Annotated in this window: 26 protein-coding genes and 2 pseudogenes; 17 read left to right on the forward strand and 11 right to left on the reverse strand. The window is 65.9% G+C overall.

Going from position 1 to position 23604, the window contains the following annotated elements:
* Positions 1–3: 3 nt before the first annotated feature.
* Together AC25ND_RS09905 and AC25ND_RS09910 are read left to right on the forward strand one after the other, a co-directional pair.
* The gene (locus tag AC25ND_RS09905) at positions 4–432 is read left to right on the forward strand and encodes a hypothetical protein (protein WP_182324303.1); all 429 of its coding nucleotides are present in this window, start codon (positions 4–6) and stop codon (positions 430–432) included.
* 17 nt (positions 433–449) lie between these two features.
* Complete coding sequence (locus tag AC25ND_RS09910) at positions 450–827, forward strand: Rho termination factor N-terminal domain-containing protein (RefSeq protein WP_062362457.1); 378 nt, start codon at positions 450–452, stop codon at positions 825–827.
* 928 nt (positions 828–1755) lie between these two features.
* Here the strand turns inward: AC25ND_RS09910 and AC25ND_RS09915 are convergent.
* Entirely contained in the window at positions 1756–1986 is a 231-nt protein-coding gene (locus AC25ND_RS09915; protein ID WP_082750486.1) for a metallothionein, read from the reverse strand.
* Positions 1986–2447, reverse strand: coding sequence for a hypothetical protein (locus AC25ND_RS09920; RefSeq protein ID WP_062363241.1), 462 nt, complete (start codon positions 2445–2447; stop codon positions 1986–1988). The genes AC25ND_RS09915 and AC25ND_RS09920 overlap by 1 nt, the downstream gene beginning before the upstream one ends.
* A 156-nt stretch (positions 2448–2603) precedes the next feature.
* On the opposite strand from AC25ND_RS09920, the gene ligD reads away from it, so the two are divergent.
* From ligD to AC25ND_RS09945, 5 genes are read left to right on the forward strand one after another with little or no spacing between them, the layout of a single operon-like run.
* Positions 2604–5072 (forward strand): DNA ligase D, encoded by a 2469-nt coding sequence (ligD, locus tag AC25ND_RS09925; protein WP_186597540.1) that lies wholly within the window; start codon positions 2604–2606, stop codon positions 5070–5072.
* A complete protein-coding gene (locus tag AC25ND_RS09930) occupies positions 5072–6094 on the forward strand; it encodes an acyl-CoA/acyl-ACP dehydrogenase (protein WP_062363235.1) in 1023 nt (340 codons plus the stop codon). The genes ligD and AC25ND_RS09930 overlap by 1 nt, the downstream gene beginning before the upstream one ends.
* The gene (locus AC25ND_RS09935) at positions 6091–6861 is read left to right on the forward strand and encodes a PIG-L deacetylase family protein (RefSeq protein WP_028688912.1); all 771 of its coding nucleotides are present in this window, start codon (positions 6091–6093) and stop codon (positions 6859–6861) included. The genes AC25ND_RS09930 and AC25ND_RS09935 overlap by 4 nt, the downstream gene beginning before the upstream one ends.
* Positions 6858–7457: a class I SAM-dependent methyltransferase gene (locus AC25ND_RS09940; protein ID WP_186597542.1), complete on the forward strand. Its 600-nt coding sequence runs from the start codon at positions 6858–6860 to the stop codon at positions 7455–7457. The genes AC25ND_RS09935 and AC25ND_RS09940 overlap by 4 nt, the downstream gene beginning before the upstream one ends.
* Positions 7454–8116 carry a glycosyltransferase gene (locus AC25ND_RS09945; RefSeq protein WP_069016719.1) on the forward strand — a complete coding sequence of 221 codons (663 nt, stop codon included), beginning with the start codon at positions 7454–7456 and terminating at the stop codon, positions 8114–8116. The genes AC25ND_RS09940 and AC25ND_RS09945 overlap by 4 nt, the downstream gene beginning before the upstream one ends.
* A 16-nt stretch (positions 8117–8132) precedes the next feature.
* Here AC25ND_RS09945 and ku read toward each other — a convergent pair whose 3' ends face one another.
* The 6 genes and pseudogenes from ku to AC25ND_RS09975 form a co-directional block, all read right to left on the reverse strand.
* Entirely contained in the window at positions 8133–8969 is an 837-nt protein-coding gene (gene ku / locus AC25ND_RS09950) for a non-homologous end joining protein Ku (protein WP_028688915.1), read from the reverse strand.
* Positions 8970–8978: 9 nt separating this feature from the next.
* On the reverse strand, positions 8979–9116 hold the full coding sequence (locus tag AC25ND_RS09955) for a PSPA7_2676 family Cys-rich small protein (RefSeq protein WP_175406180.1): 138 nt from the start codon (positions 9114–9116) through the stop codon (positions 8979–8981).
* 82 nt (positions 9117–9198) lie between these two features.
* On the reverse strand, positions 9199–10104 hold the full coding sequence (locus AC25ND_RS09960) for an SDR family oxidoreductase (protein ID WP_028688916.1): 906 nt from the start codon (positions 10102–10104) through the stop codon (positions 9199–9201).
* 97 nt (positions 10105–10201) lie between these two features.
* Positions 10202–10513: pseudogene (locus AC25ND_RS09965) on the reverse strand (carboxylate-amine ligase); the annotation flags it as partial.
* A gap of 13 nt (positions 10514–10526) precedes the next feature.
* Positions 10527–10915, reverse strand: a pseudogene (locus AC25ND_RS09970) (iron-containing redox enzyme family protein); the annotation flags it as partial.
* A gap of 63 nt (positions 10916–10978) precedes the next feature.
* Positions 10979–11170: a con-10 family general stress protein gene (locus AC25ND_RS09975; protein ID WP_028688918.1), complete on the reverse strand. Its 192-nt coding sequence runs from the start codon at positions 11168–11170 to the stop codon at positions 10979–10981.
* Between the two features lie 241 nt (positions 11171–11411).
* Here AC25ND_RS09975 and AC25ND_RS09980 point away from each other — a divergent pair, with 241 nt between their 5' ends.
* Together AC25ND_RS09980 and AC25ND_RS09985 are read left to right on the forward strand one after the other, a co-directional pair.
* Entirely contained in the window at positions 11412–12623 is a 1212-nt protein-coding gene (locus AC25ND_RS09980) for a multidrug effflux MFS transporter (protein ID WP_186597546.1), read from the forward strand.
* A gap of 5 nt (positions 12624–12628) precedes the next feature.
* Positions 12629–13225: a TetR/AcrR family transcriptional regulator gene (locus AC25ND_RS09985; RefSeq protein WP_028688920.1), complete on the forward strand. Its 597-nt coding sequence runs from the start codon at positions 12629–12631 to the stop codon at positions 13223–13225.
* A gap of 57 nt (positions 13226–13282) precedes the next feature.
* Here AC25ND_RS09985 and hpaR read toward each other — a convergent pair whose 3' ends face one another.
* Both hpaR and hpaA read right to left on the reverse strand, forming a co-directional pair.
* Positions 13283–13705: a homoprotocatechuate degradation operon regulator HpaR gene (gene hpaR, locus AC25ND_RS09990; RefSeq protein WP_028688921.1), complete on the reverse strand. Its 423-nt coding sequence runs from the start codon at positions 13703–13705 to the stop codon at positions 13283–13285.
* Positions 13706–13876: 171 nt separating this feature from the next.
* Positions 13877–14779, reverse strand: a complete 903-nt coding sequence (gene hpaA / locus AC25ND_RS09995) for a 4-hydroxyphenylacetate catabolism regulatory protein HpaA (protein ID WP_028688922.1) — start codon at positions 14777–14779, stop codon at positions 13877–13879.
* A gap of 140 nt (positions 14780–14919) precedes the next feature.
* Between hpaA and AC25ND_RS10000 the strand changes: the two genes are divergently transcribed.
* The 8 genes from AC25ND_RS10000 (at position 14920) to AC25ND_RS10035 (ending at position 21941) form a co-directional block, all read left to right on the forward strand.
* Positions 14920–15594, forward strand: a complete 675-nt coding sequence (locus tag AC25ND_RS10000; protein ID WP_062363223.1) for a fumarylacetoacetate hydrolase family protein — start codon at positions 14920–14922, stop codon at positions 15592–15594.
* A complete protein-coding gene (locus tag AC25ND_RS10005) occupies positions 15591–16370 on the forward strand; it encodes a fumarylacetoacetate hydrolase family protein (RefSeq protein ID WP_069016722.1) in 780 nt (259 codons plus the stop codon). Before AC25ND_RS10000 ends, AC25ND_RS10005 begins: the two co-directional genes overlap by 4 nt.
* Positions 16367–17827: a 5-carboxymethyl-2-hydroxymuconate semialdehyde dehydrogenase gene (gene hpaE, locus AC25ND_RS10010; protein WP_486976281.1), complete on the forward strand. Its 1461-nt coding sequence runs from the start codon at positions 16367–16369 to the stop codon at positions 17825–17827. The genes AC25ND_RS10005 and hpaE overlap by 4 nt, the downstream gene beginning before the upstream one ends.
* Positions 17828–17893: 66 nt before the next feature.
* Positions 17894–18817, forward strand: a complete 924-nt coding sequence (gene hpaD / locus AC25ND_RS10015; RefSeq protein WP_186597552.1) for a 3,4-dihydroxyphenylacetate 2,3-dioxygenase — start codon at positions 17894–17896, stop codon at positions 18815–18817.
* 10 nt (positions 18818–18827) lie between these two features.
* Positions 18828–19238, forward strand: coding sequence for a 5-carboxymethyl-2-hydroxymuconate isomerase (locus tag AC25ND_RS10020; protein WP_186597554.1), 411 nt, complete (start codon positions 18828–18830; stop codon positions 19236–19238).
* 7 nt (positions 19239–19245) lie between these two features.
* A complete protein-coding gene (gene hpaH, locus AC25ND_RS10025; RefSeq protein ID WP_028688928.1) occupies positions 19246–20049 on the forward strand; it encodes a 2-oxo-hept-4-ene-1,7-dioate hydratase in 804 nt (267 codons plus the stop codon).
* A 9-nt stretch (positions 20050–20058) separates the two neighbouring features.
* Positions 20059–20859 (forward strand): 4-hydroxy-2-oxoheptanedioate aldolase, encoded by an 801-nt coding sequence (gene hpaI, locus AC25ND_RS10030; RefSeq protein WP_069016726.1) that lies wholly within the window; start codon positions 20059–20061, stop codon positions 20857–20859.
* A 122-nt stretch (positions 20860–20981) separates the two neighbouring features.
* Complete coding sequence (locus tag AC25ND_RS10035; RefSeq protein ID WP_236248073.1) at positions 20982–21941, forward strand: ribonuclease Z; 960 nt, start codon at positions 20982–20984, stop codon at positions 21939–21941.
* 65 nt (positions 21942–22006) lie between these two features.
* Here AC25ND_RS10035 and AC25ND_RS10040 read toward each other — a convergent pair whose 3' ends face one another.
* Positions 22007–23575 carry a sensor domain-containing diguanylate cyclase gene (locus AC25ND_RS10040; protein WP_028688931.1) on the reverse strand — a complete coding sequence of 523 codons (1569 nt, stop codon included), beginning with the start codon at positions 23573–23575 and terminating at the stop codon, positions 22007–22009.
* Between the last annotated feature and the right edge of the window lie 29 nt (positions 23576–23604).

Here is a 23604-nt window from a genome sequence, read left to right on the forward strand (position 1 = left end):
ATCATGCGGTTCATTCTGTACATGGCACTGCTGGGCACCTTGGCCAGCGGGCAGGTGCTGGCCGAAGGCTGTGATGTGGTCACCCGCTCCTCCAGCGAGGCGGTCAAGCCGGTACAGCAGCACACTTGCTACAGCTACGGCAACATGCCGGCCGAAGCGATCGCCTGGTCGTGCAGCAACGAAAGCAAGGAAATGCTCAACAGCCAGAAGCGCCGGGTCGAGCGTTGCGCCGACGGCAGCGTCGGCAGCTGCATCGCGCCGCTGACCCAGGAGACCCTGGCCAACCCCGATGCCGCCGGACGTGGTGAGCCCTCTACCCGCCCAGCCGTGCCCAAGGATGCGCGGATCATCACCTATTACTACGACACCCCGAGCCTGGGCCAGGCGCGCAGCGATTGCGAGCGCAACAACGGGGTCTGGCAGACTCACTGACGCAGAGGAGAACGACCATGCCACGTGGAGACAAAGACAAGTACACCGACAAGCAGAAACGCAAGGCCGAGCACATCGAGCAGAGCTATGAGGACAAGGGCGTGTCCAAGGACGAAGCCGAAGCCCGCGCCTGGGCCACGGTCAACAAGCAGTCCGGAGGCGGCGAGCGCAAAGGCGGTTCCGGGCAGAAGAAAAGCCCTGCGGCCAAGGCCCAGGCGCGGGCTTCATCGGCCCGGCGCGCGGTGGCGACCAAGCATGGCGTGCCTCGTCCCGGACAGCGGCTGGAGGACATGACCAAGGCTGAACTGATGGACCGTGCGCGCAAGCGGCACATTGCCGGGCGCTCGAGCATGCGCAAGGGAGAATTGATCGAGGCCTTACGCAAGGTGGCTTGAGACGCGCCGGCGTCCCCCCGAGGCAAGCTCGGCGCTGTGCCGTTGCCGTTGCCGTTGCCGTTGCCGATCAAGAGTCTAGCGCCATAGCCCGCTAGCGACAGCTGCGTCAGCCCAGGCGCCGCCCGTAACTTCGCGACTTCAGGAGGCCGAACGCAGGCCTTGCGGAGGGAGGTGACGGGCATGGATGCCCGTCAAGCGCTGGGGCCCAGGATGGGCCCTGCAGCGCGGTCCTCCCGGGAGCAAGGCCGGAGTGAGGGGACCCGGAGCGAAGCGGAGGGCCGGATGAATGGAGCGCAGCGTTTTTTGGTTACTTTTTGTCGCGTTTGACAAAAAGTGACTCGCCGGGGGGCGAAAGGGTGACTGTGCGTCATTATAGCTAATGAATGCGCTTACACTTGTAAAAAACCACGCCAATCGCATTTGACTTTGACTTTTAGAGTCAAATGTTTTGAAAGTTATATGCGCATTCATTTGCGATGGTGACGCAAAGTCACCTTTCCGCCCTTACGGCGGGTCCCTTTTTGAAGGATCAAAAAGGAACCAAAAAATCCTCGCTCCATTCATCCGGCCCCTACGCTTCGCTCCGGGGTCCCCTCGCTCCGTTCTTGCTCCCGGGAGGACCGCGCTGAACGCCCCATCCTGGGGCGCAGCGCTTGACGGGCATCCATGCCCGTCACCTCCCTCCGCAAGAACTCCGCTCGGCCTCCTGAAGTCGCAATTGGCGGCGCCTGAACTATTGTGCACTTAGAAGCAACAGCAAGATCAAGATCAAGATCAAGATCAAGATCAAGATCAAGATCAAGATCAAGATCAAAACCAAAACCAAAACCAAAACCAAAAGAGCTGCTATTGAATGGTGCGCACGTTGATATAATAACTTCCCTTCACCAGAGATTCTAACGAAACAGCCGTCGAGAATGAAAGAACTTTATGGCGATATAGGATCACTCGCCGGGAATGTTTCATCCAAAGCGTTATCGACATTGCTCTCCTTCGGCTGGGTTATCTCTCCACATTTGCAGTCCGCCATACGACAAGCCTCCCCATTGCGATGCCCCGTCGCGCAGGCTTCGCAGCAATAGGCCTTGCCATCCTGGACCAGGGCATTGGCATCTACGGTGCAGGAACAGTGGTTGCAGGAACAGCGTTGCTCATTCATCACGGCTCTCTCCTGTCGTCATCAGGCACCACCTCATCGGTCCACGGCTCGCCGTCCAACGGCGCCGAGCGGGCGAGTTCGGCCTCGTCCAGGCCGATGCCGCCACCGATCTCGTGGGCGTCCACCTGGCGCAGGTCCTGGTCGGCAGGCCCGCCGCCTGTGCCAGGCTCATGCGGGTCGCGAGCGCCGGTTTCATCAAACAGCGTGTCTGGGCTCAAATCGTCGAGGGTGACATTGTCCTCGTGCAGGCTATCGCTCAGGGTCTCGCCGCCGGTCATGCCGCTTTCGGCGACACGTCGGGGCGGGTAATCCTCGGCGATTTCGCGCGCCGGACGCTCGTCGCCGACACGCCCCTGGCGTTCATCGCGGCGCTCGCTGAAATCCAGTTCGTGGACACTGCCCATGCGGTCCTCGGTGTCGTCGATATCAACCTGCGGTCTTGGGTCATCGGGTCTAGGCATGAACGTTCTCCATCAGTGGGCTTCACACGGTCGACTGCCCCCACGAAGCAATAATTCAGAGTTTCTTCACAAAGCACCGCCCCACGCTTTTTTTGAACTCCACGCCGCGCCGCCACCTCCCAATCTTGAGACCCGCGAACCCTCCCGGAGCCCGCCATGGCCAAGCCCCTGCAGGAGTACCAGCGCAAGCGCGACTTCAACGCCACGCCCGAGCCGGCTGGCAAGCGCGCCAAGCCACACTCGGCGCACGCGCTGCAGTACTGCATCCAGAAACACGATGCCAGCCACCTGCACTACGACTTCCGCCTGGAACTCGACGGCACCCTCAAGAGCTGGGCGATCCCCAAGGGCCCCTCGCTCGACCCCAAGGTTCGGCGCCTGGCAGTGCACGTGGAGGATCACCCGCTGGACTATGCCAACTTCGAAGGGCACATCCCCGAAGGCCATTACGGCGCCGGTGATGTGATCGTCTGGGACCGGGGTGTCTGGGAGCCCGAGGGCGATCCGCATGAAGCCTATGCCAAGGGCAAGCTGCGCTTTCGCCTGCAGGGCGAAAAACTATCTGGAATCTGGAACCTGTTCCGCACCCACCTGGCCGGCAAGAAAGAGCAGTGGATGCTGGTCAAGTCCCATGACGGACAGGCGCGCAGCGAAACCGACTACCGCATCGTCGACGCCCTGCCGGACAGCGTGCTGAGCGACCGCACCCTGCCACCACGGCGCCCGGCCAAGGCAACCGCTTCCACGCGCAAGCGCAAGGCCGGTCGCAAGTCCCTGCCGGCGCTTCTTACGCCACAGCTGGCCACGTTGGTCGACTCCCCGCCCAGCGGAGACTGGCGTTACGAAGTCAAATTCGATGGCTACCGGATCCTGGCGCGCATCGACGGTGACGACATACGCCTGTTCACCCGCAATGGCCACGACTGGAGTACGAAGATGCCCCGCCAGGTCGAGGCGCTCAGGGCACTGGGGCTCGATGCCGCATGGCTGGACGGCGAGATGGTGGTGGTCGACGACAACGGCGTGGCCGATTTCCAGGCCTTGCAGAACGCCTTCGACACCGAGCGCGACGAACACATCACCTACTACCTGTTCGACCTGCCCTGGCTGGGCGATGAGGACCTGCGCGAACTGCCGCTACAGGCACGTCGCAACACCCTGGCCAAGCTGCTGGATGACCACGCCTCGCCGCTGCTCAGGTACTCCGCCGATTTCAATGAGCCGATCGATTCGCTACTCGACAGCGCCTGCCAGCTGGAACTCGAGGGGCTGATCGGCAAACGTGCCGACAGCCCCTATGTCGGCCGGCGCAGCAGCGACTGGATCAAACTCAAGTGCAAGCAGCGCCAGGAATTCGTGATCGTCGGCTATACCGACCCAAAGGGTAGCCGCCACGGTTTCGGCGCCCTGCTGCTGGCCCTGCACGACCACGACAGCGGCCAGCTGCGCTACGCCGGCAAGGTCGGCACCGGCTTCAGCGCCGCCACCCTGGACAGCATCCTCGCTCGCCTGAAACCGCTGCAGACCGCCAAGTCGCCCTTGGCCAGCCCCCCCACCGGAGCCGAAGCCCGCGGCGTGCATTGGCTCAAGCCGCAACTGCTGGCGGAAGTCGCCTACGCCCAGATGACCCGCGAAGGCATCGTGCGCCATTCGGTGTTCCACGGTCTGCGCGACGACAAACCCGCCACCGCCATCGACCTGGAGCGAGCGATGCCCGCCAAACGCGCAGCACAGACACGATCCGAGGGCCTGGGCAACCTGCGCCTGACCCACCCCGAGCGCGTGGTCGACGCGACCACCGGGGCCACCAAGCGCCAGGTCGCACAGTACTACGCCCAGGTCGCCGACCGGCTGCTGCCGCAGCTCAAGGATCGGCCTGTCGCCCTGGTCCGGGCACCGGATGGCCTGGGCGGCGAGCTGTTCTTCCAGAAGAACGCCGGCCATCTGCACATTCCCCACGTGCTCAGCTACAGCAAGGCCCAGGCCGGCCAGGCGGCCATGGTGCTCAACCGCGCCGACAGCCTGCTGGGCGCGGTGCAGATGAACACGCTCGAATTGCACACCTGGAATGCCACCACCAAGGACTTCGACAAGCCCGACCGCTTCGTCCTCGACCTCGACCCGGATCCCGCACTGCCCTGGAAAGCCATGCTCGAGGCCACCCAACTGACCCTCACCCTGCTCGATGAGCTGGGGCTGAAGGTGTTCCTCAAGACCAGCGGCGGCAAGGGCATGCACCTCGTCGTGCCGTTGACCCGGCGCGCCGGCTGGGACGAAGTGAAGGACTTCAGCCATGCCTTGGTCGAGCACATGGCCGGCCTGTTCCCTGATCGGCTCAGCGCCGTGTCCGGGCCAAAGAACCGGGTCGGGCGGATCTTCATCGACTACCTGCGCAATGGCAAGGGCGCCACCACCGTCGCCGCCTATTCGCTGCGCGCCCGCGAGGGCCTGCCAGTGTCAGTGCCGATCTGGCGTGAGGAACTGACCCAACTCAAAGGCGCGAACCAATGGAACATCGGCAACCTCCAGGCCCGGCTTGCCGAGGTGGACGATCCGTGGGCCGACATGGCCAAAACCCGCCAGTCGATCACCGTGCGCATGCGCAAGCAATTGGGGATCGCCTGATGGAACCGACCCCCTTCGATCAACTGCTACACCGGCTATCTACCCGGGCGCAGCCCCTCGAACTCGAACCCTTGCTGCCGGAACTGCTGCAGGCTCTGCAGCGCGAACACCTTGACCTGCTCCCCTTGCCCGGTCAGGGGCGGACCCTGGAGCGCTGGCGGGCCCTGGCGCGGGTCGCTGCTTGCGATCTCAGCCTGGCCAAACTCTACGAGGGCCATACCGACGCCCTGGCGATCCTTGCCGAATGCGGCGCAGCCCATCATGCCGGCGAAGGGACCTGGGGCGTGTGGGCTGCGGAGCCGCCGGATGCCCGCGCCCTCATCGTCGAACGGAACGCCGAGCAGGTTCGCCTGCGAGGCCGCAAGGCCTGGTGTTCGGGAGCGTTGCAGATCGACCGTGCGCTGCTGACCGCCTGGCAAGACGACCAGCCTCAACTGGTGGCCATCGAGCTTGGCCACCCGAGCCAGCGTGTCCAGGCCGACCACTGGCAGGCTGTTGGCATGGCCGCCACCGCCAGTGTCGCCATCGTGTTCGACGACTCGCCCGGGCTGGCCATCGGCGAGCCCGGCCAGTACCTGTCCCGCCCAGGTTTCTGGCACGGGGGCGCGGGCATCGCCGCCTGCTGGTACGGCGCGGCCGCAGCCTTGGCGGACTACCTGCGCGAACACTGCCGCAAACCCCGGCCCGACCCACACGCCGTCGCCCACCTGGGCGCCGTCGATGCGGCCTTGTTCGGAGCCCGCGCCGCCCTGCGAGAATGCGCCGCCTGGATCGACCGCCACCCAGGCGACGATGCCAGTTACGAGGTACGCCGCACCCGCGCCCAGGTCGAGCAGGCGGTCGAGTTGGTCATCCAGCATGTCGGCCGGGCATTGGGCGCAACGCCGTACTGTCGCAACAGCCATTTCGCCCGGCTCAGCGCCGACCTGCCGGTATACCTGCGGCAAAGTCACGCTGAACGCGACCTGACCGAGCTGGGGCGGCAACTGACCGATAGGCCTGAAGGAGCATGGAAACTATGAGCCAGAATCTGATCCAGGCCGCTCACGGCACGCCTTGGAGCGCCTGGCAACAGTCCGCGTACCTGGCCCGTGCCACCTGGCTGACGCCCGACCGACTGTGCCCGCCCGGCAGACGCCTGGTGCTGCTGGCGCCGCATCCGGACGACGAGATCCTCATGGCCGGCGGTCTGTTGGCCAGCTTCCACGGCCGGGAACAGGACCTGGTACTGATTTCCGCCACCAACGGCGAGGCCAGCCATCCTCACTCCAACCAATGGACCGAGCACCGCCTGCGCCATCAGCGCCCTCTGGAGAGCCGCCATGCCCTGCAAAAGCTGGAGCTGGACCTCAACCGCGTCGAATGGCGACGGCTCAACCTCAAGGACGGCGCCCTGCCCCGCGATGAGGCGTTCCTGGTCGCGCACCTGGAGCAATTGCTGCAGCCCGACGACCTGCTGCTGACCACCTGGCGGGGTGATGGGCACTGCGATCATGAAGCGGCCGGCCGCGCCTGCGCCAGGGCGGCGCAATCGTGTCGCGCGCAACTGGCCGAGGTGCCGGTCTGGGCCTGGCACTGGGCCGCACCCGACGATCCTAGGCTGCCGTGGCCCCGGGCACATCGCCTGTCGCTCGACGAGGCGCGTCTGGCGCGCAAACGCGAAGCCCTGGCCGCCCATGCCAGCCAGTTGCAGCCCGATGGCGACCATCCGCCGGTACTGCCCGAACACCTGCAGGCCTGCCTGCTGCAACCCTTCGAACTGGTCTTCCTGTCAATGGAGTCGCCATGAGCCTCGACGCGCAGTATTTTGCCGACCTGTATGCCGACAGCGACGACCCATGGGCCTTTCGTACCCGCTGGTATGAACGGCGCAAGCGCGACCTGGCCCTGGCCAGCCTGCCCCGCCAATACTACGAGCGCGTGTTCGAGCCGGCCTGCGCCAACGGTGAACTGAGCATCCTGCTGGCCGAGCGCTGCGCCGAGCTGCTGTGCCAGGACATCGACCCCACCGCCGTGGCCCTGGCCCGCCAGCGGCTGGCGGGCGCGAGCCATGCCCGCGTCGAACAGGGCCACCTCCCGGGTGACTGGCCGGGCGGACAGTTCGACCTGATCGTGCTCAGCGAGATCGGCTACTACCTGGCACCCACCGAGTGGCTGCAGGTGATCGAGCAATCGGTGGCTAGCCTGAGCCATGACGGCGGCCTGCTGGCCTGCCACTGGCGCCATCCCATTACCGCTTGCCCGCAGGAGGGTGGCGAGGTCCATGCCCTGCTGGCCCGACACCTGCCACTTTACCCGCTGCTGCGCCACGAGGAGGCGGATTTCCTGCTCGAGTACTGGTCGTGCCAGCCCAGCGCCGTGGACCTGAACGAGACCTGCCCATGATCGCCGTCATCATTCCGGCCCACAACGAGGCCCGCCGCCTCGGGCACTGCCTCGCTGCCATCAAGCTGGCGGTGGCGCGGGCCGAGGCGGCAGGCCTGGAGGTCGAAGTGCTGGTGGTCCTCGATCGCTGCGTCGATGCCAGCGCGCGAATCGCCCGCCGCCATGGCGTGCATACCATGGTGTTGGAGGCCGGCAACGTCGGCATTGCCCGGCGCCTGGGCGCGGCATGGATGATCGACCGCGGCGCCCAGTGGCTGGCGTTTACCGATGCCGACAGCCGCGTACCCGTGCACTGGCTGGTGTCGCAACTGCAATGGCATGCCGACGCGGTCTGCGGCACGGTGCACATCGAGCGCTGGCAACCCTGGCAAGGCGCCGCTCTGCGCCAGTTGTACCGCAGCCGTTACCAGGCCCGGGACGGCCATCGGCATATTCACGGCGCCAACCTTGGCGTCTGCGCCAAGGCCTATGAGCGCGTTGGCGGATTCCAGCCATTGCCGGCCCACGAAGATGTGCAACTGGTGCTGGCCCTCGAGGCCAGTGGCGCGCAGATTGTCTGGACGGCGGCGCACAGCGTGGCCACCAGCAGTCGCCGGGACAGCCGCGCCCGCCAGGGCTTCGGCGACTACCTGAATGGGCTGGAGGGGCAACTACCGTAACCTCTGCGCAACCGCGCTAAGATGCTTTGCGCGGTCGCTTGGCCGCCGGTTTCTTCGCCTTGGTCTTGCCACCCAGGCTGCGCTTGAGCAGCTCGGTGAGGTCGATGATGTCCGCGCCCTTCTCCGCCGGCGCGCCCTCGCCTTTGTCCACGGTCTCGATCTTGCCCTTGCTGGCCTTCTCTTGCACCAGCTCGAGGATGGTCTGGCGAAAGGCATCATGGTACTCGTCGGGCGACCATGGCCCGCTCATGTCTTGCACCAGCTTCCTGGCCATGTCCAGTTCGCGCTTGTCCAGCTTGCTGTCGGTCACGCTCTTGTCCAGTTCCAGCGACGCCAGGCCTCGCACCTCCTCGGGCCAGCGCAGGGTAATCATCACCAGCGCGTCTTGCAGCGGGCGCAGCAGCGCCAGATGCTGGCGGGTGTGCAGCACGACGGTGGCCAGGGCGACCTTGCCGGTACTTTCCAGGGCCTCGCGCAACAAGGCGTAGACCTTGCCGCCGCCGCGGTCGGGGCTCAGGTAATAAGGCGTGTCGAACTGTTGCAGCGGTATCTCCCGGGCATCGACGAACGAGAAGATATTGATGGTCTGGGTCGCCTCGGGCCGGGCCTTGCGAATCTCCTCCTCGCTGATCACCACGTAGCGACCCTTCTCGTACTCCACGCCCTTGACGATGTGTTCCTTGTCGATCTCCTTGCCGGTGACCTTGTTCACCCGTTTGTAACCCACCGGTTCCATGCTGCGCTTGTCGAGCCAGTCGAAATCCACCCGCTCGCTGCGCACGGCGGTATTGAGGGAGACGGGGATGTGCACGAGGCCGAAGCTGATCGCGCCTTTCCAGATTGCCCGGGCCATGGTCGGCTCCTACGCGTCGAACGGTTGGCCGGGCTGGCTGTAGCGCAACGCGCCGCAGCGTTCGCAGCACTGGCAATGGAGCCCGGCGATTTCACGGACCAACAGACTGCGCCATTGGCAGCCACGCAACAGGCAGACGAGTTTCATCAGCCACCTCCCTGGCCCGCATGAATAGGGGCTCTTACAAGGACTGACTGCGCGGCGCGGCCAAGGTTTATTCGACTTTGCCCTACGGCAGTGGATTCCCCCCCGTGACGCCGAATACCTCCCCAGTGATATAGCTCGACTCCTGGCTGGCCAGCAGCACATACAGCGGCGCGCATTCGGCAGGTTGGCCGGGACGTTTCATCGGTGTGTGCCCACCGAAGTCGGGAATCTTCTCCGGCGGTTGGCCGCCGCTGGGCTGCAACACGGTCCAGATCGGGCCCGGCGCCACTGCGTTGACGCGGATGCCGCGCTCGATCACCTGCTTGGCCAGCGCCTTGGTGAAGGCAACGATCGCCGCCTTGGTGGTGGCGTAGTCGAGCAGCGTCGCCGATGGCTGGTAGGACTGGATCGAGGCAGTGTTGATGATCGTGGCTCCGGCCGGCATCAGCGGCACGGCAGCCTGGCACAACCAGAACAACGCGTAGACGTTGGTCTTGAGGGTGTGATCGAACTGCTCGTGGGTGATCTGGCCAATGTCCTTGCGCGCCACCTGCTTGCCGGCGACGTTGACCAGGATGTCCAGGCCGCCGAGCTGTTCGTGGGCCTGGTCCACCAACTGGCTGCAGAAGCGCGGATCCTTGAGATCGCCAGGAAGTGCCACGGCCTTGCGCCCTTCGGCCTCGATCAGCTGGACCACTTCTCGGGCGTCACGCTCCTCCGTGGGCAGGTAGTTGAGGGCGATGTCGGCGCCCTCGCGGGCGAAGGCGATGGCCACGGCGCGCCCGATTCCCGAGTCGGCGCCGGTGATCAGGGCGCGACGACCGACCAGGCGGCCGAAGCCTTTATAGGTGGCTTCACCGTGGTCGGGCTTGGGTTGCATGTGGGCATCCAGGCCAGGGGCGGGTTGGCCCTGGGCCGCAAAGGGCGGATGGGGATATTGGGTCAGGGGATTTTGCAGGGTGAATTGGTCCTGGGGCTTGCCGGGCATGGGTGGGGCTCCTTCTGTTTTGGCTGCATGTTGTCGAATTGTGGGGCACACAGCTTTCGAGGCTGGCGACCAGCGAATGGTTTACTCAATGAGTCCCGAGCACCGACAGCTGGTGATCGGCACTGGTGCCGTCGCGCAAGATGCGCCGGGCCTGGATGAAGGCGCGTTCGGCATCGGCGGTGTCGGCCGGGCATTGCAACTGCAGTTGCGTCAGCCAGCCTTCGGCGCTCACCGGCTGTTGCTCGTACACGCCGATGAAGGTGCCTAGGCGGCCCTGACGCAGGGCACGCCAATAGTTTTCCTGGGTGACCCAGCGCATCTCGCGGCTGGCGACGGCCAAGGCATCGTCCAACCGGGGGCAGCCATCGCAGATACGCAGTTCGACTGTCGCAAACCGCCGCGAAGGCCTGCTCCCACTGCCAGCGCGGATCGCCGTCCCCCTGTTCTTCGAGAAAGATGCGGATCAACCCGTGAAAACGCGGTTCCCGCCAATGGCACAGGGCGCCGTGCAACCATGCGCCGTCGACCGCCTTGGTCGGCGCAACCTGTTGCAGGAACCACAAGGCATGGGCCCGGTTGGTGAAGTAGCGGCGCGCGGCCCCTGGCGCCGTTGTTCAAGATAAGCCATGTGTTCACTGGCGACCCGCTGGGCATGGGCGGCTGACCATTCCAGCAATCGCCCGGGATCATCCGGCAGGTCGTCCGCAAGCGTACGCACTTGGCGCAGCAGCTGCTGCAGCCAGGCCTCGCCTAGCGGATCAGGGCCCTTGAGCAGGGCCCGATAGCGATGCTCAAGGCCATCGGTCGCCACGCATGGCGCCTCCTGGGTGGGGTATGCGCGGTGCCAGGCAAGCCCGGCACCGCGTGCCCTCACTTACGTGCGGCCACCCTTGCGGCCGGACTCGGTCTGACGGTGGTCGCCGCCACTGCTCTGACCGCCCTTGCGGCCGGCTTCGGAGGCCTTCTCGCGGTCGTTGGCGAAGTTGCCCGGGTTCTTCGATCCACCCTGGCTGCCGGTCTTGTTGCTGTCCTGGCGACCGGTCATGTTGCTGTCTTTATTGGCCATGGTTGCAAAACCTCGTGTGGCTAAGGGATGCACGGCTGCATGCCGTACAGGATTGGGAGTACGGCGATAAGGCGGGATTCGGATTATTCCGGGGCGATCGGACCGGTGGCGCTAAACATGCCGCTGCCCTGTATCTGGGACGCAAGCGGACGCGGGCAGGGTTGACCCCTTCAGGCACTCTGGCATAATTCGCACAACCTACCGGTCGGTAGGTGCATTTTCGTCAACGGATTTCCCAGTCATGCCTGCTTCCCACCTGCGCTTCGCCGCCTCTCTTGCCCTGATCGGCGCCCTCGGCCCTTCGGCCATCGACATGTACCTGGCCAGCCTGCCGGAAATGGCCCGCGACTTCGCCACCGGCTATACCCAGGTGCAGCTGACCCTGACCGTGTTCCTGCTGGCGATGGGTGCCGGCCAGTTGCTGTTCGGCCCGTTGGTTGACGCCCTGGGCCGTCGTCGCCCGCTGCTCGCGGGGTTGATGGTGTTCAGCCTGGCCTCCCTCGGCGCGGCCGCCGCGCCCTCGCTGGACGCGTTGCTGATCGCACGCCTGGTCCAGGGCCTGGCCAGCGCGCTGACGTTGGTGGTGATCATGAGCATGGTCCGCGATAGCGCCGACGGCGCGCGGGCGGCGCAGATCTTCGCCCTGCTGATGACCATCGAAGGCCTGGCGCCGATCCTCGCCCCGGCGTTGGGCGGGATGATCGACGCGGCCTATGGTTGGCGGGCGATCATGCTGGTGCTGGCCGGTCTGGGCCTGCTGACCTTGTTCAACTCGATGCTGACGCTCGGCGAGACCTTGCCGGCGGGGCAGCGGGTACGCCTGGCGCCGGCTCGCGCATGGCGCACCTATGCGCGCATCGCCGCCGATGGCGCGTTCCTGCGACCGGCCCTGGCGTTGTCGGCGGTGTTCTTCTTCCTGTTCGCCTACATCGCCGGCTCCGCCTACGTGTACCAGCAGCATTTCGGCCTTTCCAGCGCCCACTTCGGCCTGCTGTTCGGGGCCTGCGGCGTGGCCATCCTGCTCGGCGCGGCGCTGTCCGGCTACTGGGTGACGCGCCACGGCGTGGCTCGCGTGGCCTGGTGGGGCGCGCTGTGCATGGGCGGCGGCGCGCTGCTGGCGGTACTTGCCGGGCTGAGCGGCGCGGGCCTGGCGCTGCTGCTGGCGGGCGTCGTGCTGGCGCTGTTCGGCCTGGGCATTTGCGAGGCCACCTTGATGGCCCTGGCGATGTCGTCGCAGCAACGTGACGTCGGCTCCACCGCAGCCCTGCTTGGTGCCCTGCAACTGGTGATTTCATCCAGTGCTACACCCTTGGCCGGGCACCTGGCAACGCTGGGGCCGCTGGCCTGGGCCTGGCTGTTGGCGGCCGCTGCCCTGATCATCGTCGGTTTGACCCGCGCCGCCGTGGCAAAGACAATCAGCGCCTCGCCCTGCCCCAGCGTCAACCCGGAGTGACCGCCTTGAAAGCCCTGACCCCTTCCGCCGCGCGTATCTGCGACCATGCCGTCGTGCATTTCGCCGAACATGGCTACGACGGCTCGTCATTGAGCGAGATCGCCGCCTTGGCGGGCATGCGCAAGGCATCGCTTTATGCCCATTTCGCCAACAAGGATGCGTTGTTCGTGCGCGCCTTCGAACGGGCGCTGGCGGACGAAACCGCCTACGTCGAGGCAGGGTTCGGCCACGAGGCGGCGGGCCGCGAGGCGCCGGGGCACTGGCACCCGCTGCACCTGGCCGAGCGCTACGCCGCCTCGGCCAACCTGCGCTTCGTGCTGCGCACGGCGTTCCTGCCGCCGACGCCGATCCGCTCGGTTGTCACCGGCGGCTTCGAGGCCTACCTGGAGCAGATCCGCCTGGGCTTCTGCCAGGCCCTGCGCGAGCGCCACGCCTGGGCCCGCAGCGATGGCAACAAGCTGGAACTGTATGGCGATGCGTACCTGGGGATCATCGACAGCCTGCATGTGGAGCTGCTGTATGCGAACCCGGCTGTGTATGCGCGGCGGGCGGCTTCGTTGCTGAAGATTCTCGATGATTCGCTGTATCTTGCCGGTCTGTAGGGGGACCCTGTACACGATTCAAGGGCCCCGCGATGGCGGTGGTCAGCGCTCGCGGCATCAGGGCCTGACCTTCTTGAGCTCGTTCAACAACTCCATCAACTTCTCCAACTTGTCCTCGCCGAACTGGCGCTGGATCTCCTGGTAATTGCGCTCCATCTCCTCGCTCATGGCCAGGAATGCCTGCTGGCCACGCACGGTCAGGCTGATGAATATCCGCCGCTGATCCTCCGGCGACTTGCGACGGCCTACCAGGCCGTCGCGTTCCAGGCGCTTGAGGACGCCGCTCATGCTCGGTTTGAGGATGCAGGCCATGTCCGCCAACTGGTGGCTTTCCAGCTCGCCCTGCTGGCGCAGGATGCGGATCACCCGCCACTGCTGCTCGGTCAGGTCGTGGGCATTGAGGGCCGGGCGGAAGAACGCCATGGTCGCTTCGCGGGCCTGCAACAGGGTCAACGTCAGGGAAGGTCTTGGATTGGTCATCAGGATAAGCGGCTGGTTTTATTAAGATATTAATAAAGTGAAAACCATTTTCACCGGTGCTGTCCAGCCCCAGTGAAAAGTACCAGCGCTCCCGGCAAACGCGCATTTTCCAAGCAGCGCCTTCGTTGCACGATCAGGTGAAGCCTGCAGCCCGGAGCTGATCGCCTCATGTCAACGCAATCCCGCCTGGCGCTGACGGTACTCCCCCGGCGTCATCTGCGCATGGCGCTGGAAGAAGCGGCTGAAATACGCCGGATCCTTGAACCCCAGCCGGTAGCAGATCTCGTTGGCCGAACCGCCGGTGTACAGCAGCAACCGCCGCGCCTCCTGCATCAGCCGTTCGAACACCAGGCGCTTGGACGGCAGGTCGGCCATGCGCCGGCACACATCATTCAGCCGCGCCTCGGTCACCCCCAGCGCCGCCGCGTAGGCCGGCAGCGTCCAGTGGTCGAGGTAGTGGCGCTCGATCAGCTCGTTGAAGCGATGGAACAACTGCAAGTCCTCGTGCCGCGCGGGCGTTGCCTCCAGCGAATTGGCGCCCAGGCGCAGCAGGCTGATCATCACCAGCCGCGCCAGGTCCTGCACGGCGGTGCCCTGCCCGGCCTGGCCATGGCCGATTTCGTCGCCAAGCAGGTCGAACAGCTGCTCCAGGCGCCGTACCTCGCCGGCCGCCGCGCCCTGCAGGTGCCCCAGTGCAACGCAGGCCGGTTGCAGCCGCGGTCCCAACGCCAGCCCGGGCTCGGCCTGCAGCAGTTGCCAGACCAGTTGCTGGCGCACGGTCAGCACATGGCCGTCGGCGTCGGCCTCGGTGACGAAGGCATGGGGAATGGTCGGCGGGGTGAGGAAGAACATCGGCCCGGACTCGTGGTAGCGCTGTTCGTCCAGGTACACCCGCACACTGCCGGTCTTGACGTAGTGCACCTGGAAGAAGCGGTCGTGGCGGTGCACTGGCATGTTGCGACCGAAAAAACCGGCCAGGTTGCCCAGGCGGTCGTAGTGCACCTCGCTGTCGCTGTAGCGCTGGTCATAGACCTGACCGATGTTGATATTGGGGATCGGCTGTCGTTCTTTCATTGTTGTTCTCGCAGCGGTGAAACGCGCCGGGGAAATCATCGTAGCACCACTAGCCAGCGGTAGACGCCTTGACGATCGTTAACATATTAAATATAACGTTAACACATTAACAAAAACACCACGAAGCGCAGGAGAAAAGCATGAGCCGTGCCTTGCACGAGGTCGCCAACGGCAGCTTGTTCGGCGTCGCCCTGAACTACCAGGGCCTGCTGCAGCAGCATCTGGCATCCTTCCATGAAGCGCCGTACCAGCAGCCGCCGGTCAAGCCGGTGCTGTTCATCAAGACCCCGAACACCCGCAACGGGCATGCCCAGCCGGTAACCTACCCCTCGGCAGTCGAGCGCCTGCAACCCGGCCCCGCGCTGGGCGTGGTGATCGGCAAGGACGCCAGCCGCGTCAGCATCGACGACGCCCTCGCGCATGTGGCCGGCTACACCATCGTCAACGAGTTCAGCCTGCCCGAGGACAGCTACTACCGCCCGGCGGTAAAGGCCAAGTGCCGCGACGGCTTCTGCGCCATCGGCCCGCAGCTGGTGCCAGCCGCGCAGGTCGACAACCCCGACGCGCTGGGCATCCGCCTGTGGGTCAACGGCGAGTTGCGCCAGCACAACAACACCGCCAACTGCGTGCGCGGCGTGGCCCGGCTGATCGCCGAGATCAGCGAGTTCATGACCCTGCATGCCGGCGACGTGCTGATCACCGGCACCCCCGAAGGCCGCGTCGATGTACTGCCCGGCGACCGGGTGACGGTCGAGATCGACGGCCTTGGCCAGCTGACCAACCCCATCGTCGCCGAACAAGGACTCGCCCCATGAAGCACGCCCGTATCCAGTTCGATGGCCAGGTCCATCAGGTCACCGTCGAGGACGACCAGCAACTGCGCCTGGCCGATGGTCGCCTGGTCCAGGCCGACCAGGTTACCTGGCTGCCACCGGCCACCGGCAACATGTTCGCCCTGGGCCTGAACTATGCCGACCACGCCGCCGAGCTGGCCTTCACCCCGCCCACCGAACCGCTGGCGTTCATCAAGTCGCCGGGCACCTACACCGGGCACGAGCAGGTGACCTGGCGCCCGGACAACGTCAAGTACATGCACTACGAGTGCGAGCTGGTGGCGGTGATCGGCAAGCCGGCGCGCAACGTCAGGCGCGAGGACGCCCTCGACTACGTGGCCGGCTACACCGTTTGCAACGACTACGCCATCCGTGACTACCTGGAAAACTACTACCGCCCCAACCTGCGGGTGAAGAATCGCGACGCCACCACCCCGGTAGGCCCGTGGATCGTCGACGTCGCCGACGTGCCGGATCCGTCGAACCTGACGCTGCGCACCTGGATCAACGGCGAGCTGAAACAGCAAGGCAGCACCGCCGACATGATCTTCGACATCCCCTACCTGATCGAATACTTCTCCAGCTTCATGACCCTGCAGCCCGGCGACATGATCGCCACCGGCACCCCGGAAGGCCTGGCCGACGTGGTCCCCGGCGACGAAGTGGTGGTGGAGGTGCAAGGGGTCGGCCGCCTGGTCAACCGAATCGTCAGCGAAGCCGAGTTCTTCGCCCACAAAGCACACGAGGCAACAGCATGATCAAGCACTGGATCAACGGCCGTGAAGTCGAGAGCCGCGACACGTTCATCAACTACAACCCGGCCACCGGTGAAGCCATCGGCGAAGTCGCCAGCGGCGGCGCCGAGGAAGTCGCCCAGGCCGTGGCTGCGGCAAAAGAGGCCTTCCCGAAATGGGCCAACACCCCGGCCAAGGAACGCGCCCGCCTGATGCGCCGCCTGGGCGAGCTGATCGAGCAGAACGTACCGCAGCTGGCCGAACTGGAGACCCTGGACACCGGCCTGCCGATCCACCAGACGCGCAACGTGCTGATTCCCCGCGCATCGCACAACTTCGACTTCTTCGCCGAGGTGTGCACGCGCATGGACGGGCACACCTACCCGGTGGACGACCAGATGCTCAACTACACCCTGTACCAGCCGGTGGGCGTATGCGGGCTGGTGTCGCCCTGGAACGTGCCGTTCATGACCGCCACCTGGAAAACCGCGCCGTGCCTGGCGCTGGGCAACACCGCGGTGCTGAAGATGAGCGAGCTGTCGCCGCTGACCGCCAATGAGTTGGGCCGCCTGGCAGTCGAGGCCGGCATCCCCCATGGCGTGCTCAACGTCATCCAGGGCTACGGCGCCACCGCCGGCGATGCCCTGGTGCGCCACCCGGACGTGCGCGCCATCTCGTTCACCGGCGGCACCGCCACCGGCCGCAAGATCATGCAGACGGCGGGCCTTAAGAAGTACTCCATGGAACTGGGCGGCAAGTCGCCAGTGCTGGTCTTCGAAGACGCCGACCTGGACCGAGCCCTGGACGCCGCGCTGTTCACCATCTTCTCGCTCAACGGCGAGCGCTGCACCGCCGGCAGCCGCATCTTCATCCAGGAAAGCGTGTACCCGCAGTTCGTCGCCGAGTTCGCCGCCCGCGCCAAGCGCCTGATCGTCGGCGACCCGACCGATCCGAAGACCCAGGTGGGCTCGATGATCACCCAGCAGCACTACGACAAGGTCACCGGCTATATCCGCATCGGCCTCGAGGAAGGCGCACGCCTGGTGGCCGGTGGCCTGGAGCGTCCAGCCGGGCTGCCAGCGCACCTGGCCAAGGGGCAGTTCATCCAGCCGACGGTGTTCGCTGACGTGAGCAACACGATGCGCATCGCCCAGGAAGAGATCTTTGGCCCGGTGGTCTGCCTGATCCCGTTCAAGGACGAGGCCGAGGCGCTGCAACTGGCCAACGACACCGAATACGGCCTGGCGTCGTACATCTGGACCCAGGACATCGGCAAGGCCCACCGCCTGGCCCGCGGTATCGAGGCGGGCATGGTGTTCATCAACAGCCAGAACGTGCGTGACCTGCGCCAACCGTTCGGCGGGGTGAAAGGCTCGGGCATCGGGCGCGAGGGTGGGCAATACAGCTTCGAGGTCTTCGCCGAGATCAAGAACGTGTGTATATCCATGGGTAGCCATCACATTCCGCGCTGGGGCGTGTAGAACGGGGCTGCTGCGCAGCCCTTGCCATGGACACCAAAAACAACAACCTTCAACAGGAGACATACCATGGGCAAACTCGCTCTCGCCGCCAAGATCACCCATGTGCCCTCGATGTACCTGTCCGAACTGCCCGGCCCGCGCCAGGGCTTTCGCCAGGCGGCCATCGACGGGCACCACGAGATCGGCCGGCGCTGCCGCGAACTGGGCGTGGACACCATCGTCGTGTTCGACACCCACTGGCTGGTCAACGCCAACTACCACATCAACTGCGCCGCGCACTTCGAAGGCCTGTACACCAGCAACGAACTGCCGCACTTCATCGCCAACATGAACTACGGCTTCCCCGGCAACCCCGAGCTGGGGCGAATCCTCGCGCAAGAATGCAATCGACTGGGCGTGGAGACCATGGCCCACGACGCCACCACCCTGGCCCCGGAATACGGCACCCTGGTGCCGATGCGCTACATGAACGCCGACCGCCACTTCAAGGTGATCTCGGTCTCGGCCCTGTGCACCTCACACTACCTCAACGACAGCGCGCGCCTGGGCTGGGCCATGCGCAAGGCGGTCGAGGACCACTACGACGGCACCGTGGCTTTCCTCGCCAGCGGCTCGCTGTCACACCGTTTTGCCCAGAACGGCCAGGCCCCGGACTTTGCCACCAAGGTCTGGAGCCCGTTCCTGGAAACCCTCGACCACCGCGTGGTGCGCATGTGGCAGGACGGCGACTGGGCCGACTTCTGCGCGATGCTGCCCGAGTATGCGGTCAAGGGCCATGGCGAAGGCTTCATGCACGACACCGCCATGTTGCTCGGTGCGCTCGGCTGGTCGGGATACGACGGCAAGGCCGAGGTGGTGACACCGTACTTCGGTTCTTCCGGTACCGGCCAGATCAACGCGATCTTCCCGGTTACCCCGCAGGAAGGCCGCGCGATCCCCGCAGCCCAGGCCTCGAACCCGGCTGGGATCACCTCCACAAGCCGCCTGTAAGGAGCCCCCCATGCCCCATCTGGTCCTGCTCTATAGCCCGGATATCGAAGCCGACGCCGATATGCCCGGCCTGTGCCGCGCCCTGGCCGACTGCATGCTCGCCCAGCGCGACGAACATGATCGCCAGGTGTTCCCCACAGGCGGCACCCGCGTGCTGGCCTACCCGGCAGCCCATGCCGCGATCGCCGATGGTCATGGCGACTACGGTTTCGTCTACGCCAACCTGCGCATGGGCAGCGGCCGCAGCGCCACGGTGCACCGGCAGGTCGGCGATGCGCTGCTGGCTGTCTTGCGCCAGCACCTGGACGCGCTGCTGGGACGTCGCCCGGTCGGCGTGACCCTGCAGATCGATGAGAGCCAGGCACAGGTGTACGACGCCAAGCACAGCAGCCTGCATCCCCTGTTCACCCGTCAGCCCTGAGGTCTCCATGCTCGACGCCCGCATCATCCAGCAAGCCGCCGCCCGTCTAGACCAGGCCGAACGCACCCGCGAACAGGTCGGCCAGTTCTCCTTGGAACACCCCTCGATCAGCATCGAGGACGCCTACGCCATACAGCGCGCCTGGGTGGCACGCAAGATCGAGGGTGGCCGCAAGCTGGTCGGCCACAAGATCGGCCTGACATCCAGGGCCATGCAAGTTTCCTCGAACATCACCGAACCGGACTACGGTGCGCTGCTCGACGACATGCTGTTCGACGAAGGCAGCGACATTCCCTTCGAGCGCTTCATCGTGCCCCGGGTCGAGGTGGAGCTGGCGTTCATCCTCGGCAAGCCACTCAAGGGGCCGAACGTGACCCTGTTCGACGTGCTCGACGCCACCGAATGGGTGATTCCGGCCCTGGAGATCATTGATGCGCGCATCCAGCAGGTCGACCCGCACAGCGGCGTGACCCGCAAGGTGTTCGACACCATCTCCGACAACGCAGCCAACGCCGGCGTGGTCATGGGCGGTCGCGCGGTGCGCCCGGGCGACGTCGACCTGCGCAAGGTGCCGGCGGTGCTGTACCGCAACGGCGTGATCGAGGAGTCCGGCGTGTCGGCGGCGGTGCTCAACCACCCGGCCAAGGGCGTCGCCTGGCTGGCCAACAAACTGGCGCCGTACGACGTGGGGCTGGAGACCGGCCAGATCATTCTCGGCGGTTCGTTCACCCGCCCAGTAGCCGCCCGCCCCGGCGACACCTTCCACGTCGACTACGACCAGCTTGGCTCGATCGCCTGCCGATTCGTCTGAGGATCCACCATGGACATGCCCATCAATACCTTCAAGCAACGCCTGCGCACGGGCCAGGCGCAGATCGGCCTGTGGCTCGGCCTGGCCGATCCGTACTGCGCGGAACTGGCGGCCAACGCCGGCTTCGACTGGCTGCTGCTCGACGGTGAGCACGCGCCCAACGACCTGCGTGGCCTGCTCGGCCAGTTACAGGCGGTGGCGCCCTACCCGGCTCAGCCGATCGTGCGCCCGGTGATCGGCGACACCGCGCTGATCAAGCAATTGCTGGATATCGGCGCGCAGACCCTGCTGGTGCCCATGGTCGAAAGCGCCGAGCAGGCACGCCAGTTGGTGCGTGCGATGCGCTACCCGCCCCACGGAGTGCGCGGCGTAGGTAGCGCGCTGGCACGAGCATCGCGCTGGAACAGCCTGCCCGGCTACCTGGACCAGGCTGACGAACAGATGTGCCTGCTGGTACAGGTGGAGAACCGCGAAGGCCTGGCCAACCTCGACGCGATCTGCGCCGTCGAAGGTGTCGATGGCGTGTTCATCGGCCCCGCCGACCTCAGCGCCGACATGGGCCACCGGGGCGACCCGGGGCATCCCGAAGTACAGGCGGCCATCGACGATGCCATCGTGCGCATCGGCCGTGCTGGCAAGGCGGCGGGGATCCTCAGTGCCGACGAAGCGCTGGCGCGCCGGTATATCGAGCTAGGGGCGGCGTTCGTCGCTGTGGGGGTCGACACCACGGTGCTGATGCGCGGCTTGCAGACGTTGGCGGGCAAGTTCAAGGAAGGGGCCGCTACCAGCGCCCAGGGCGGTGTCTACTAGTCCGGCTTGGTAGCTCGTAAGCTCGATGTTGGGAGCGTACTGGCCCCTGCGACAGTGCCATGCTAGCCTCCGCGCGCCCCGCCCTGCGGGGTCGCAACAACATCGAATCAAGGAGTCAGGCAATGGACCTGCAGTTTCTGGGCACCTCCTCCGGTGTGCCCACCAAGGCCCGCAACGTCAGTGCGACTGCGGTCATCGAGGCATCCGGCACTGGGTGGTACCTGGTCGATTGCGGCGAAGGCACCCAGCACCAGCTGCTGCACAGCCCGCTGTCGGTGCGCGACCTGCGCGCCATCCTCATCACCCATGTGCACGGCGACCACTGCTTCGGGTTGCCGGGGCTGCTGGCCAGCGCTGGCATGTCAGGGCGCAAGGAGCCGTTGCAACTGGTGCTGCCGGCCGACCTGCAGACCTGGGTGAGCCAGAGCCTGGCGGTCAGCGATACCTACCTGCCCTTCGAGTTGCAGATGCAGCCGGTCGAGACCTTCACCGGGCTGGAACATGGCAATATGCAGATCGGCGTGGTCGAGCTGTCGCATCGGGTGCCGTCCTACGGTTTCGTGTTCGAGGAACGTGACCCCGAGCCCCGGCTGGACACCCAGCGCCTGCAGGCCGACGGCATCCCCGCCGGGCCGATGTGGGGGCAACTGGCCCGTGGCAGGACTGTCGAGCACGAGGGGCGCCAGCTCGATCCGCAGACTTACCTGCAACCGACACGCCCGGCGCAGCGGATCATCGTCTGCGGCGACAACGACCGCCCGGAGCTATTGAGCACGCTGGCGGCGAACGTGGATGTGCTGGTGCATGAGGCCACCTTCACCCAGCCGGTGGTCGAACGTACCCAGGCCACCTTCGGCCACAGCACCGCCGCCGCGGTGGCGCGCTTCGCCGAAACGGCGGGTGTCAGGAACCTGGTGCTGACGCATTTCAGCGCCCGCTACCAATCCGGCGGCGGGCGCGGCGGCTCCATCGAGGAAGTGCGCGAGGAGGCGCAAGCGCACTACAACGGGCACCTGACCCTGGCCCGGGACCTGCAGCGTTATCGGCTTGGCCGTGATGGGGTGGTGGTCGAGGTGGAGTAACGCCTAAGGGGGGGATCCTGGCATGGGCGCGCAACGCTGGTGATGGCTAAATGATCCCTGGGGCCTCAATGCGCCGGATGCTGCTCCACACTGCCCGCCAGGCAGTAGCGATCCCGCCCCTGGCGCTTAGCTGCATACAGCGCCGCATCCGCCGCTGCCATCAGGTTCTCCGGGGTCACCGTCTCCAGCGTCGGCGCGCCCACCGCGATACCGGCACTGGCCGTGACATGCCCCAACGGGCTGCCGGCATGCTCGATGGCCAGCCGGCGCAACAGCTGCAGGATCTCCTGGACGATCTGGCTGGCACCCTGGACATCGGTATCGGGCAACAACAGGGTGAACTCCTCGCCGCCATAGCGCACCGCCAGGTCTGCGGGGCGCTTGAGCGCCTGACGTAGCAGCTCGGCGAAACGCCGCAGGCACTGGTCGCCCGCCGGGTGGCCGTAGCGGTCGTTGTAGGCCTTGAAGTAGTCCAGGTCGAGCATGACCAGGGCCAGCGGCCGGCCCTGGCGCCGCGCCCGGCGGATCTCCGGCTCGAACACCGCGTCCAGCCGTCGACGGTTGCCCAGTCCGGTCAGGCTGTCGCTCAGGGCCAGCGCCTTGAGGGTCTGGTGGGCCTGGTGCAGCGCGCGCTCGATGGCGATGCGCTCGCGCAACTGGCGCAGGACAATCCAGCCGAAGCCGGCCAGGCCGACCAGCAGCAGAACCAGCACCGCCAACGATTTGATCATGTCACGCCGCCAGGGCCCGACAATCGACTCGAGGGACAAGCCCGCCTGCACCACCAGCGGGTAACTGGACAGCGCGCGGAACGCATACAACCGCGTCGTGCCATCAACCACCGCCACTGCCTCGGTCACCCCTTCATTGGCGTAGGGCAGGTAGTGTCGGAAGATCTCGCTGCCCGCCAGGCTGCGGCCGATGACCTGCTCGACGAAGGGCCGGCGCACGAGGATGGTGCCGTCACGCTTGGCCAGAACCAGGGCGCCACGCTCATCGATCTTGAAGTCGCCGTAATAGCGCACGAACCAGTCGACCTTGATGGTGCCCAGCAGCACCCCGGCGAAGCGTCCATCGGGCAGGTCCAGACGCCGCGAGATGGGGATGATCAGGTCGCCCGTGGAACGGCTGCGCACCACCGAGCCGATGCGCACCTGGCGGTCGGCATGGGTCTGGTGGTAGAGGAAATAGTCGCGGTCGGCGTTGTTGGCCCCCGGCGGCACGGCATCCTTGTCGGTGACGATCCAGCTGCCATCGGCGCCATAAACGAACAGGCCGTGCAACTGCGGCATTATCTGCGCCTGTTGCTTGAGCAGGGCGTGCAGGCGCGGTCGATCGACGTGGGCAAAGCCATCGCCTTCCAGGCGCTCGGCCAGGACGGCGGTGATCGCGTCCACCTGGCGGATGGCGTCCTCGGCGTGCTGGGCCGTAGCTCGGGCCAGGTTGGTGACCGCGTTCTCGGCGTCGCCGAACGCCTGCCGGTAATCGCGCCAGATCCGCCAGCCCTCGATCAGCACGAACGCCAGCATCACCACCGCCATGAAACCCAGCACCAGGCGGAACAACGACACGGCGCGGCCCTCGCCGGTCACCGCGAAGAGGCCGTCATCAGTGTGTTTCCTGGCTGCTGCCATCGAAGTCCCTTGTCGTCACGCACTGGCCG

It is taken from the genome of Pseudomonas sp. P110(2024) (assembly GCF_057480795.1).